The organism is Dietzia sp. PP-33 (assembly GCF_033790845.1).
Classification (GTDB): domain Bacteria; phylum Actinomycetota; class Actinomycetes; order Mycobacteriales; family Mycobacteriaceae; genus Dietzia.
The window spans coordinates 141,764-154,026 of the sequence record NZ_JAMYEI010000001.1; the positions used below are offsets into that span (position 1 = coordinate 141,764).

10 protein-coding genes are annotated in these 12,263 nt (G+C 71.2%); 7 read left to right on the forward strand and 3 right to left on the reverse strand.

Features of this window, described 5'->3' with window-relative positions; genetic code table 11:
- Positions 1-6: 6 nt before the first annotated feature.
- From NJE57_RS00740 to NJE57_RS00770, 7 genes are all read left to right on the forward strand, one after another.
- Positions 7-1,455, forward strand: coding sequence for an SDR family NAD(P)-dependent oxidoreductase (locus tag NJE57_RS00740; protein ID WP_319026462.1), 1,449 nt, complete (start codon positions 7-9; stop codon positions 1,453-1,455).
- Complete coding sequence (locus NJE57_RS00745) at positions 1,449-1,958, forward strand: DUF664 domain-containing protein (RefSeq protein ID WP_319026463.1); 510 nt, start codon at positions 1,449-1,451, stop codon at positions 1,956-1,958. Before NJE57_RS00740 ends, NJE57_RS00745 begins: the two co-directional genes overlap by 7 nt.
- Entirely contained in the window at positions 1,955-2,953 is a 999-nt protein-coding gene (locus tag NJE57_RS00750) for a nucleoside hydrolase (protein ID WP_319026464.1), read from the forward strand. Before NJE57_RS00745 ends, NJE57_RS00750 begins: the two co-directional genes overlap by 4 nt.
- Positions 2,954-3,427: 474 nt before the next feature.
- Positions 3,428-4,714: an acyltransferase gene (locus NJE57_RS00755; RefSeq protein WP_319026465.1), complete on the forward strand. Its 1,287-nt coding sequence runs from the start codon at positions 3,428-3,430 to the stop codon at positions 4,712-4,714.
- A 74-nt stretch (positions 4,715-4,788) separates the two neighbouring features.
- The gene (locus NJE57_RS00760; RefSeq protein ID WP_319026466.1) at positions 4,789-4,986 is read left to right on the forward strand and encodes a hypothetical protein; all 198 of its coding nucleotides are present in this window, start codon (positions 4,789-4,791) and stop codon (positions 4,984-4,986) included.
- Positions 4,987-5,339: 353 nt separating this feature from the next.
- Positions 5,340-5,687, forward strand: a complete 348-nt coding sequence (locus tag NJE57_RS00765) for a YciI family protein (RefSeq protein WP_319026467.1) — start codon at positions 5,340-5,342, stop codon at positions 5,685-5,687.
- 40 nt (positions 5,688-5,727) lie between these two features.
- Positions 5,728-6,981, forward strand: a complete 1,254-nt coding sequence (locus tag NJE57_RS00770) for an RNA polymerase sigma factor (protein ID WP_319026468.1) — start codon at positions 5,728-5,730, stop codon at positions 6,979-6,981.
- A gap of 24 nt (positions 6,982-7,005) precedes the next feature.
- On the opposite strand, the gene meaB is transcribed toward NJE57_RS00770, so the two are convergent.
- The 3 genes from meaB to NJE57_RS00785 form a co-directional block, all read right to left on the reverse strand.
- On the reverse strand, positions 7,006-7,977 hold the full coding sequence (gene meaB / locus NJE57_RS00775) for a methylmalonyl Co-A mutase-associated GTPase MeaB (protein WP_319027036.1): 972 nt from the start codon (positions 7,975-7,977) through the stop codon (positions 7,006-7,008).
- A gap of 128 nt (positions 7,978-8,105) precedes the next feature.
- Positions 8,106-10,412 (reverse strand): methylmalonyl-CoA mutase, encoded by a 2,307-nt coding sequence (gene scpA / locus NJE57_RS00780; protein WP_319026469.1) that lies wholly within the window; start codon positions 10,410-10,412, stop codon positions 8,106-8,108.
- A gap of 1 nt (position 10,413) precedes the next feature.
- Positions 10,414-12,261, reverse strand: coding sequence for a methylmalonyl-CoA mutase family protein (locus tag NJE57_RS00785; RefSeq protein ID WP_319026470.1), 1,848 nt, complete (start codon positions 12,259-12,261; stop codon positions 10,414-10,416).
- Positions 12,262-12,263: the final 2 nt, after the last annotated feature.

A 12,263-nucleotide genomic window follows, 5' to 3' on the forward strand; every position in this document is an offset into this window, starting at 1 on the left:
GTCCTGGTGACAGGCATCGATCCAGACGACCTCGAGACGCTGCAGCGCGTCCTCGACCAGGCGGCGGCGCTCGGCGAGGACCACCCGGACTCCATCCGGGTGCAACGATCTGTGGGCCACATGTTCAAACTCCTCAAGAAGAGTCGCCGGCACGAGGTCCGGCGGGCGAGGCAGGAGGCGGACAAAGCGGTCGTCGAGGCCACCGCGACCGGATCACCCTCCAGGATCGACGACGAGACGGCCGGCATCCGGCTGGTGTCGAACGCCCCGGGAGCCGTGGCCGGTCACCTCCAGCGCGCGGTGGCGTGCTACGTGTGCAAACAGCTCTACACGCAGGTCGACGCCTTCTACCACCAGTTGTGCCCGGAGTGTGCAGCGGTCAATCGTGCGAAACGGGACCCGGACATGGATCTGACCGGCCGGCGGGCGCTGCTGACCGGGGGGCGCGCCAAGATCGGTATGTACATCGCGCTGATGCTGCTGCGGGCCGGCGCCGACGTGACCATCACGACACGCTTTCCGCGCGACGCCGTGCGGCGCTTCGCCTCGATGCCGGACCATTCCGACTGGGCCGACCGGGTGCACGTGATCGGCGTGGACCTGCGTGACCCCGCCCAGGTGGTGGCACTGGCCGACGAGGTCGCCGCCGCGGGTCCGCTGGACATCCTCATCAACAACGCCGCGCAGACGGTGCGTCGCTCCCCCGGTTCGTACTCCGGCCTGGTCGACGGCGAATCCGCGCCCCTGACCGGGCGGGCCGCCGACATCCCCATGGTCACGATGGGACGCACGTCCGAGCTGCACCCGGCCGCGCTGATGGGTGGCGAGTCCGCGCTCATCGGCGAGGTGGAGGCCGAGCGCGAGGCCGGCCACATCGCGAGCCTCGCACTGCAGGCGGGGTCGGCGTCGCTCGACCGGGTCGCCGCCGGCACCGCCGTCGACGCGGGCGGGCTGCTACCGGACGTGGTCGACCACAACAGCTGGGTGGCCACCGTCGAGCAGGTGGAGCCCATGGAGATGCTCGAGGTCCAGCTGTGCAACTCGGTGGCGCCGTTCATCCTGGTCTCCCGCCTGCGTCCGGCTCTCGCGGCCTCCGCGGCCCGGCGCAAGTACGTCGTCAACGTCTCCGCCATGGAGGGGCAGTTCTCGCGCCGCTACAAGGGCGCCGGGCACCCGCACACCAACATGGCCAAGGCGGGACTGAACATGCTCACGCGGACCTCCGCCGAGGAGATGCTCCACGAGCACGGAATCCTCATGACGGCCGTCGACACGGGGTGGATCACCGACGAGCGCCCGCACACGACCAAGGCCCGGCTGCACGAGGAGGGCTTCCACGCCCCGCTGGACCTGGTGGACGGCGCCGCCCGGGTGGTGGACCCGATCGTCCGCGGAGAGGCGGGCGAGGACCTCTACGGCTGCTTCCTCAAGGACTTCGAGCCCAGCCCGTGGTGAGCGTCGACGCGGTGCACCTGATCCTGGCGGAGCAACTGTCGCCGTCGATCCGCGCGGCCGTGACCGATCTCGGCGGCGACGGGCCCGGCACGCTCGTGCACGCCCGGCCGACGGCCGACGACGCGCGGTGGCCGACCACCACGCCCGCCGCGCTCGTCCACCACCTCTGCGGCGTGCTGGTCTCGTGGGGCGCGGCGTGCCTCGGCGGAGAGGAGATCTCGCGTGACCGCGCCGCGGAGTTCGGGTACACCGGTCCGGTGGAGCCCGAGGTGGATCGACTCGAGGGTCTGGTCGCCCGCCTGCCCGCGTGGGCAGCGGCGGCCACGCGGCGGGGCGGCCTCGCCCACCCTGCCGGAACGGCCTTCGACGTGGAGGGCGCGCGCCGGGCGGGCAGCTTCACCCCGGAGTGGGTCCTGGCCCACATCCTGCACGAGGTCGCGACCCACGCCGGGCACCTCGAGCTGACCCGGGACGTGCTGCTGTCGGGGAGCCGCGACCGGTGAGGCCGATCCCGGTGCTGCTCGACTGCGACCCGGGCATCGACGACGCCCTGGCGATCGCCTATCTGGTCGCCGAGCAGCGAGCAGGTCGGATCGACCTCGCGGGGCTGGTGTGCACGGCCGGCAACGTCGGCATCGACGACACGGTGCGCAACGCCCTGTCGTGGTTGGACCTCGCCGGCTGCCCGCCGGTCCCCGTCGCCGCCGGCGCCGCGGGCGCCCTGGTGGTGCCGCACGTGTTCACCCCCGAGACACACGGGCCCCGCGGGGCGGGACACGCGGACCTGACTACGACGACGAGGTCGCTCGATCCCCGCGACGGCGCCCGACTCTGGGTGGACGCCGCCCGCGCCCACCCCGGTGAGCTCGTCGCGGTGGTGACCGGTCCCTCGTCCACGCTGGCCCACGCGCTGGAGCTCGAGCCCGCGCTCCCGCGGCTACTGCGGCGGCTCGTCGTGATGGGTGGGACGTTCCGCGGCCACCCCGGCAACACCACGCCCGTGAGCGAGTGGAACGTGGACGTGGACCCGGAGGCCGCCGACCGTGTGTGCCTGGCCTGGGAGGCGGCGCGTGCCGACGACCCGACCGTCGCGCCGGCCCGATGGTGCGGGCTCAACCTGACGGAGCGGGCGGTGTGGACCCCCGAGCGCTCCCGGCGCCTGGTGGAGGCGGCACAGGGATCGACGCTCTCTCGGCACCTGGCGGATGCCCTGCGCTTCTACTTCGAGTTCCACGAGTCGGTCGGCGAGGGCTACCTGGCGCAGGTGCATGATCCCCTGGTGGCCTGGTTGGCGCTCCACCCCGAGGCGGCCCTGACCGAGCCCGTCCATCTGCGCATCGAGTGCGCGGGAGAGCACACCCGGGGGATGACGGTCGAGGACGGCCGTGGCCACCGTGGGCGGCCGGCGAACGCCGAGCTCGTCGTCGATCTCTCCGTTCCCGGTGGTGCGGTCGCGGTGTTGGAGGAGGTCACCGTCTCGATCGCGGACCTGCGCTGAGTTGACCTCCACCGGCCCGCTCCCCCGGCACTCCCGAGGTCCGTCGCCGGCCGCCGCGTGGTGTCACCGAGGCCCACCGCGTGGTGGAAGCCGGCGGCCGGTACCTCGCCCACGACCTCAGCCCGGTGCCCGACGAGATCCACGACGACGTCAAGACCGCCATCCGCAAGGACCTCGCCCGGTCCGTCCGCGTCAACGCCCGACCCCTGACCGTGGCCGAGTGGCGCGCACTAGTCGAGTGCGCGGGCTTCGAGGTGGAGATGACCGAGCCGGCGCGTCCTCGCGATGCGTGCCACGTTCCGAGGGCACGACGAGGCGCTGGGCGCCGTGGGCTTCGTACTGCGTACGCGCGGCTGACCACCCCGGGGTCGCTGGTTGGAACCGGTGCTAATCTCGTCCGGATGTCCTGGCGGCGGCACCACCGTCGCCGGACAACGGACCGTCGTCTCACTTGAAGTAACCCCGGGAGAGTCCATGAGGCCTGTCGCCGCCGTCGCCCTCGCTGGTGGGGCTGTCGCGGCCGGGTTCGCCGCGCGACGCCTCGCGCAGCCCGCCCAGCCGACGGCAGCAGCTCCGACCCCGGTCGACGCTCCCGACACCGCCACAGCCGAGGCCGCCGGGGGGCAGCAGCCGCGGCTCGCCGGTGCTCGCGGTCACATTCCGGCGCTCGAGGGTCTTCGCGGCCTCGCGGCGATCGGCATCATCACCACCCACGTCGCGTTCGTGACCCGGATGTCCTACGGGACGCCGGTGCGCCGCCTCTACGGTCGTCTGGACATGCTGGTCGCGGTGTTCTTCGCCAAGACCGGCTTCCTGCTGTGGCGGGCACACTCCGACCACGCCCGCCGCGACCGGTCGGGAACGGCTCGCGCGGTGATCCCCTACCTGCGGGCCCGGCTCGTGCGAATCATGCCCGCGTACTCAGTGCTCGTCGCCGTCGCGATGGTGCTCCTACCCCAGAACCGGATCAACGGCCCCGGGGTCTGGCTGCGCAACCTCACCCTGACGCAGATCTACCAGCGGAAATTCCTCGTCTCCGGGCTCACGCACGCCTGGTCACTCGCGGTCGAGATGGCCTACTACCTGGCGCTCCCGGCGCTGTGGACCGGGTTGAAGAACCTGCGGGGCGACGGGGCCCGATGGCGGCTGCCCGCCGTGGGCGCCTTCGGGCTCTCCGGCCTGCTGTTCCCGCTGATCCCCTGGCAGCGCCTCCGGCTCCTGCCCAGGGGCGTCAACGTCCAGATCCTGCCGCCGGCGTTCTCCGCCTGGTTCGCCTCCGGGATGCTGCTGGCCGAGCTGGCCACCGCCCGTCCGGGACTGCTCGCCCGACTGAGCCGGGCTTCCTACGCGAGGTGGGGTTGGTGGGCGGCTGGCGCAGGGGCGCTGCTCGCCACCACGTCGACCCGCTGGTTCTCCGAGGGCTTCCGTCATCCGAGCGGCCGCGAGTACGCCGCGCGCAACGGGCTCACCGCGGCGATGGCGTTCTTCTTCCTCGGGCCGGTCGTCCTGGCACCGGCGGGCACGCGCTTCCGAGTCCTTGAGTCGCCACCCCTGCAGGCGATCGGCCGCTGGTCGTACGGGATCTTCCTCTGGCACCTGATCGTGCTGCACTACGCGTTTCCGCTCACCCGCACCGCGCTGTGGACCCGGCGGATGGGCGTGATCTGGCCCGTGACCGTGGCCGGTTCGATCGCCGTGGGCGCGGCCAGTTACAGGTTCATCGAGGATCCGGCGCGAAAGCTCCTCTCTCCGCACGCCTGAATTCGGCGCCGAGGTCTCGTAGGGTGAGCGCACGACCGCGGACAGGCGCGCGGTCACGACGAAGGAGAACAGCCATGGGTTACATCGGCGGCGGAGTGGTCCTTGTGGTGATCGGCGCGATACTCATGTACGCGGTCGAGGTCACCATTCCGGGTATCGACTCGAACACCCTCGCGGTGATTCTCATGGTGGCCGGTGTGGTGCTCTTTGTGATCGGTCTCCTGTTCGCGATGCGCTCCCGAAGTCGCCGGGTGCCGGACGATCGGTACTGAGCCCGAGCGTTGGCGGGCTGGGCGTCGACCTCCACCGCCTCCTCCGTCTTCTCACGTCTGAATCCACTCGCGTGGTCGCCATTCACAGACGAGATGTCGCGTGTGGGTGAGCCTGCAGCGTGTGCATCCGACTGCTGAAGCCCGTAAGCCTCGTGTGCCCCGCGGGGGTGCGGCCGCGCCGCCTCTGAGGCAGCCCCGCGCGACATCTCTTGCGCGGATGCCCCGGGAGCGGAATCCGGAGTGCGTGGAGAATTATTCTGCGAACCTGTCGATTTTCCGGCGCCCGTTCGTCATGGAGGTGTCGCCGCACTTCACCGCGGCCGACATCCACCACTCACGGTCAGGAGATCGACATGAAATACGTACTGCTGCTTATGGCCAACCTCGAGGACGTGCGCTGCGGCGAGGAGGAAGGGCCCGGGGTCGAGGAGTTCATGGCCTTCGACGCCGAGCTGGAGAAGGCCGGCGTCCTCGCCGGTGGTTTCGCTCTGGAGGACCCCGAGACCGGCGTCACGGTCAGGATCCCCGCGGGCGGGACGGACGCCGTCGTCACGTCGGGTCCGTACGCCGAGAGTAGGGAGTTCGTCGGCGGCACGATCATCATCGACGTGGCGGACATCGACGAGGCGCTGGCCTGGGCCGCCAAGTGCCCCGGCGCCAGGGGCGGATGGGTCGAGGTCCGCGCGATGCTGGAGTTCTGATGCCGGACCGACGGGTCCGGGGCGCCGCGGGGGTGACCCCGTGACCGCCCCGGGCCCGGCGGCGTCGGACGTGCTCGCCGCACTGCGGCGCGAGGAGCATTCGCGCCTCCTCGCCACGCTGGCGTCACGCTTCGGGGATCTGGATCTCGCGGAGGACGCGGCCCAGGACGCGCTCGAAGCGGCGATCGAGACCTGGCCTCGTACCGGGGTGCCGGACTCCCCGCTCGCGTGGCTCACCACTACCGCCACCCGCAAGGCGATCGACCGGCTCCGGCGCGAGAAGGCGCTCACCGAGCGTCTCGCGCGTCTCCGGGTCGAGGAGGACCGACGAACGTCCGCGCCGCCGGTCCGTGCGGTCGTGGAGCCGGACGAGATCCCCGACGACAGGCTCGAGCTGTTCTTCGCGTGCTGCCATCCCACGCTCAAGACCGACGAGCAGGTGGCGCTCATCCTGCGATACCTCGGCGGGCTGACGACAATGGAGATCGCCCACGCTTTCCTCCTCCCGGTGACGACGGTGCAGCAACGCCTCGTCCGGGCGAAGAAACGCCTCCGGGTCACCCGGATCCCGATCCGCACCCCCGGCCCGGAGGATCTGCCGACGCGACTGCCCGCGGTGCTCGCGGTGATCTACCTGATCTTCACCGAGGGCTACGCCGCGACCACCGGTGACGGCCACCTGCGCGGGGACCTCACGACGGAGGCGATCCGCCTCGCCCGAATCGTGCACAGGCTCGTACCGGGGCAGCCGGAAGCGACGGGTCTGCTCGCTCTCCTCCTGCTCACCGAGGCCCGCGCGCCGGCCAGGGTCGACGACGAGGGCCTACCCGTCCCATTGCGCGAACAGGACAGGGACCGGTGGGACCGTCTCCTGGCGGATGAGGGGCTGGGCCTGGCGATGGAGGCCGCGGCCGGCGGGCCGGGGCCCTATGCGGTCCAGGCGTCGATCGCCGCGGTCCACGCGGAGTCGCGAGACGTCGAGTCGACCGATTGGGCACAGATAGTGGTGCTGTACGACCTCCTCCTCGCACTCGCACCCGGACCCGTCGTCCGGATGGCGCGTGCAGTGGCCGTGGGACGCCGCGACGGACCGGAGACCGGCCTGCAGCAGCTCGACGCCCTCGCCGGAGAGGCGGAGCTGGAGCGGCATCACCCGTTCCACGAGGCGCGGGCGACGACGCTCGAGGAACTCGGGCGCGGTGACGAGGCCCGCCGGTCCTGGGCGCGTGCCCACCAGCTCACGGAGAACGCCTCTGAGCGCGAGTACCTGGTCCGCAGGTGGTGGGACGCCTGACGCGCTCCCCGACGAGTCGGCGCGTCAGCTGTCGAAGGCGTCGATGATCGCCTGGGCAGCGAGGGCCGCCGTCAGTGTCCCCTCGCTGACACGTCGCTCGACATCGGCCGTGACCCGACGCACCTCGGGGTCGGCCGCGAGTCTCGCCATAAGGGTGTCGTGCACCATCGACCTGGTCCATTCGACCTGCTGACGGGCCCGGCGGGCCTCGACCTCCCCGATCTGGTCCATCGCGTCCTGATGGGACCGGACGGCGTCCCAGAAGTCCTCCAGACCGTCACCCTCGAGCCCCGACATCGTCAGGACGGGGACCTTCCACGTCGAATCCGCCGGACGTACCAGGCGCAGTGCGGTGCCGAGTTCGCGCGCGGCGCGCCGGGCGTCCTTGACGTGGGGGCCGTCGGCCTTGTTGACGGCGACGACGTCCGCCAACTCCAGCACCCCCTTCTTGATGCCCTGGAGCTGGTCCCCGGTCCGGGCGAGGGTGAGGAACGTGAAGCAGTCGACCATCCCGGCGACGGTGACCTCGGACTGGCCCACCCCCACGGTCTCGATCAGGATCACGTCGAATCCCGCGGCCTCGAGCAGGACCATCGTCTCGCGGGTCGCCTTGGCCACCCCGCCGAGTGTGCCGGAGGTGGGTGAGGGCCGAATGTACGCGCGGGGTTCCGTGGCGAGCGTGGCCATCCGGGTCTTGTCGCCGAGGATCGATCCGCCCGTGCGCGTGGAGGACGGGTCGACGGCCAGGACCGCCACCTTGTGCCCCTGCTCGACCAGGTACAGACCGAACGACTCGATGAACGTAGATTTGCCCACCCCGGGGACCCCGGTGATGCCGATTCGCAGTGCCCCCCCGACGTGCGGGAGGGTGCCGAGAAGCAGTTCCTGCGCCTTCTCCCGGTGGGCGGGGTTGGTCGACTCGAGCAGGGTGATGGCGCGGGCGAGGACGGGACGACGGTCGGCGAGGACTCCCTCCAGGAGCGCGTCGACGTCGATCTCCCGGCGCGGTCGTGGGCCCGTGGCGGAGGGGACGGGTCCGCGCGCCGCACCGGTGCCGAGGGTCGTCGACAGGCTGCCCGAGGTGTTGCCCGACCCCGCGGGGTCGGGACCGGAACCGAGGCGGGTCAGGACTCCGCCCCCGCCTCCGCGACGTCGGCCGTTGACAGGACGTGGCCGAGCTCTCCGGCCAGCGTGCCGAGCAACCCGATCGCCGCGTCCGAGATCACGGTGCCGGGCGGGTAGATCGCCGCCGCCCCGGCGTCGTAGAGCTCCTGGAAGTCCCCCGGCGGGATCACCCCGCCCACGGTGACCATGATGTCCTCACGGCCCACGGCGGCAAGTGCCTCGCGGAGAGCCGGGACCAGTGTGAGGTGGCCGGCGGCCAGCGAGGACACGCCCACCACGTGCACGTCGGCGTCGGCGGCCTGCTGGGCGACCTCTTCCGGCGTCTGGAACAGCGGTCCCATGTCCACGTCGAAGCCGAGGTCGGCGAATGCGGTCCCCACGACCTTCTGGCCGCGATCGTGCCCGTCCTGGCCCATCTTGGCCAACAGGATGCGGGGGCGACGGCCCTCCAGCTCGGCGAACTCGTCGGCCATCTTCATGGCCTTGGTGACGTTGTCCACGGCGCCCTCCTTGGAGACTTCCTGCCGGTACACGCCGGACAGGGTCCTGATCTCGGCCTTGTGACGGCCGTAGACCTTCTCGAGCGCGTCCGAGATCTCGCCGATGCTCGCTCGGGCACGGGCGGCGTCGATGGCCAGCGCCAGGAGGTTGTTCTCCATGTCGCTGCTCGCCCCGCCGGACGCCGACTCGGTGAGCCTGGCCAGCGCGGCCTGGCAGGCGTCCTCGTCCCGCTCCTCGCGGAGCTTGGCCAGTTTGGCCAGCTGCTCGGTGCGCACGCGCGAGTTCTCGACCTTGAGGACCTCGATCTCCTGGTCCTCGGTGACCACGTATTTGTTGACCCCGATCACGGGTTGGCGTCCCGAGTCGATACGCGCCTGCGTCCGCGCTGCGGCCTCCTCGATGCGGAGCTTCGGGATCCCCTCGCCGATCGCCTGGGCCATGCCGCCGGCCTCCTCGATCTCGATGAGGTGCAACCGGGCCTTGTCGGCGAGCTGGGCGGTGAGCCACTCGATGTAGTACGACCCGGCCCAGGGGTCGATCGGACGGGTCGTCGCGGACTCCTGCTGGAGGAGGAGCTGGGTGTTGCGCGCGATCCGGGCGGAGAAGTCGGTGGGCAACGCCAGCGCCTCGTCCAGGGCGTTGGTGTGCAGCGACTGCGTGTGTCCCTGCGTGGACGCCATGGCCTCGATGCACGTGCGGGCCACGTTGTTGAACACGTCCTGTGCGGTCAGTGACCACCCGGAGGTCTGCGAGTGGGTGCGCAGCGACTTAGACTTGGCGTTCGTGGGGCCGAACTTCTCCACCAGTTCGCTCCACAGCAGACGCCCTGCCCGCAGCTTCGCGATCTCCATGGAGAAGTTCATCCCGATGGCCCAGAAGAAGGAGAGGCGCGGGGCGAACTTGTCGATCTCCAGCCCGGCATCCAGACCGGCGCGGAGGTACTCGACCCCGTCCGCCAGCGTGTACGCCAGCTCCAGATCGGCCGTCGCCCCGGCCTCCTGGATGTGGTAACCGGAGATCGAGATGGAGTTGAAGCGGGGCATCTTCTGCGAGGTGTAGGCGAAGATGTCCGAGATGATCCGCATCGACGGCTTGGGCGGATAGATGTAGGTGTTGCGGACCATGAACTCCTTGAGGATGTCGTTCTGGATGGTCCCCGCGAGCTGCTCCGGCGTCACCCCCTGTTCCTCGGCCGCCACCACGTAGAACGCCAGGATCGGCAGGACGGCGCCGTTCATGGTCATCGAGACCGACACCGCCGAGAGGTCGATGCCGTCGAAGAGCTCCCGCATGTCCAGGATCGAGTCGATCGCCACGCCCGCCATGCCCACGTCCCCACCGACGCGGGGGTGGTCGGAGTCGTAGCCCCGGTGCGTGGCCAGGTCGAACGCGACCGACAACCCCTTCTGCCCCGCCGCGAGGTTGCGCCGGTAGAAGGCGTTGGACTCGGCAGCGGTCGAGAAGCCCGCGTACTGCCGGATGGTCCACGGCTGGTTGACGTACATGGACGGGTAAGGGCCCCGCAGGAACGGAGCGGCGCCCGGGACCGTGTCCAACGGGAACGGGGTGACCTCGTCTCCGTCGTCGGTCGGGGCGACCCCCGACTCCACCGCGTCACGGTCCGCTTTGGTGAACACCCGTTTGACGTCGATGCCCTCCGGGGTCTCCCACCGTGGTCCGGAGTCGCCGGTGTCGACGCCGGTGTCGACGCGGGAGTGGCCTGCGGTCTCGACGCCGTCCGGCAGGGGCGCCCCCTCGGTGTTCTCGCGCAGTGGGGTGGTGCTGAAATCGGGGAAGGTGGTCATCTCACTTCACTCCCAGCTGGTCGAGGAGGGTGGTCAGGGCGGCGACGGCGTCGATGCCGTTCGAGAGGTACCCGTCCGGTCGGTCCTCGGCGTCGACGGGGAAGCCCTTCTCGGCTCCGGCGAGGTACACCGTCGTCACCCCCGCGTCACGTAGTGCGCGGACGGCGCCCGGCCCCTCGGAGGCGTAGCGCTTGTCGCCGCCGCACAGGACCGCGATCTCCTCGCCCTCGTGGGCGCCGGCGAACTGGTCGGCGGCGGTGACACCCGGGTTGCGGGCCTCCACACCGCCGGCGGCGAGCAGGTTGGCGATGAAGGTCACGCGGCCCGTGGTCTCGGCCTGCGGGCCCAGACCGGCGAGCAGGACGGCCGGCCGGGAGCCGGTGGCCTCGAGATGTGCGTCCGAACGATCACGCAGGTCTTCGAAGTCGCGGCCGTAGCGGTAGTCCTGTCCGCCTCGACGGGAGGCGTCGAGCGGCTGCTCGGCGAGGTTCGGGAACTCGGAGACACCCGTGATGGGCGCCGAGCGGTGCGCGATGTCGGAGTCCCGCGCCTCGCGGACCCGCGCGATCGCATCGGCGACACTCCCGGAGGCGATCGCGGCGGCGAGTCCCCCCTCGGCCTCGACGGTCTGGAGGGCGGACCAGGCGGCGTCGGCGAGCGAGTCGGTGAGCGACTCGACGTACCAGGAACCCCCGGCCGGGTCGACCACGTGGCCGAGGTGCGATTCCTCGAGCAGGAGGAGCTGGGTGTTCCGGGCGATGCGCTCGGCGAAGGAACCCGAGGTGCTCTCCAGACCGCCGGGGACGGAGACGTCGAAGGGCAGGACGGTCACGGAGGTGGCGCCGCCGACACCGGCGCCGAACGCGGCGAGAGTGGTGCGCAGCATGTTCACCCACGGGTCGCGTCGGGCCATCATGGCCGAGGAGGTGACGGCGTGCTGCGGGGCGTTCCCGGCGTCCGGGGCATCGAGGAGCTCGGCGACGCGGGCCCACATCAGCCGCCCGGCCCGGAACTTGGCGATCGAGACGAACTGGTCGTCGGTGGCGGCCAAGCGGAAGGAGATCTGGCGCAGCGCCACCTCGGCCGGCAGACCCGCCGACATGAGCGCGCGCACGTACTCGAGCCCCGCGGCCACCGCGTAGGCGAGTTCCTGTGCGTCCCCCGCGCCGTCGGCGTGGAAGACGGTCCCGTCGGCGACGAAGGTCCGGAGGGTCTCCTCGCGATCGGACACCCGGGAGGCCAGGTGCACCGCGTCCTCGAGGGTGGCGGTCGCGGCCGCCGCGCCGTCGCCGTACGCGGTGGTCACCGGGGCGGCGCCCAGGTCGGCGATCACCGCGGCCCGGTCGGTCACCCCGTCCCCGTCCGCCCTGCGTCGGTCGAGCAGTTCCAGGAACGCGTCGGTGACCTCGACCAGGTCGGCTCCGGCGTCGAAGGTGACCGGCGCCAGATCCAGGTAGACGTCCTTGAGGACGGCCGCGACGTCGGGGGCCCCCACTTGCAGCCACAGCGCGGACGCGCCCTGGCCGAGGAGGTCCAGGACGGCGGTGTTGACCTCACTCGGGTCTCCCTCTGCCTCGACCCTGGCGCTGACGTGCCAGCCGTTGTCGGGCAGTCCCGACCGGTCGCCTCCCCGGACGAACGGGAACGCCCCCGGTGCCGGACGTTCGGGGGTCTCGTCGGCCCGCGTGTACAGAGGGTTGACCTCGATACCGTCGCGGGTGGTCTCCACGAGTTCGCGCCAGGCGTCCTCGGGCATCTCGGAGGGATCCTTGCGGGCGGCCTTCGCTAGTACGGCTCCCACAGAGGCGTACCAGGAGTGAAGGTCGGGACCTGTGGTCGGACTGGACACCG

Bases quoted from the DNA above. Each gene is read 5' to 3' on its own strand.
- NJE57_RS00755 (WP_319026465.1), top strand. From the start codon at position 3,428: ATGAGGCCTGTCGCCGCCGTCGCCCTCGCTGGTGGGGCTGTCGCGGCC.
- NJE57_RS00760 (WP_319026466.1), top strand. From the start codon at position 4,789: ATGGGTTACATCGGCGGCGGAGTGGTCCTTGTGGTGATCGGCGCGATA.
- NJE57_RS00765 (WP_319026467.1), top strand. From the start codon at position 5,340: ATGAAATACGTACTGCTGCTTATGGCCAACCTCGAGGACGTGCGCTGC.
- scpA (WP_319026469.1), bottom strand. From the start codon at position 10,412: ATGACCACCTTCCCCGATTTCAGCACCACCCCACTGCGCGAGAACACC.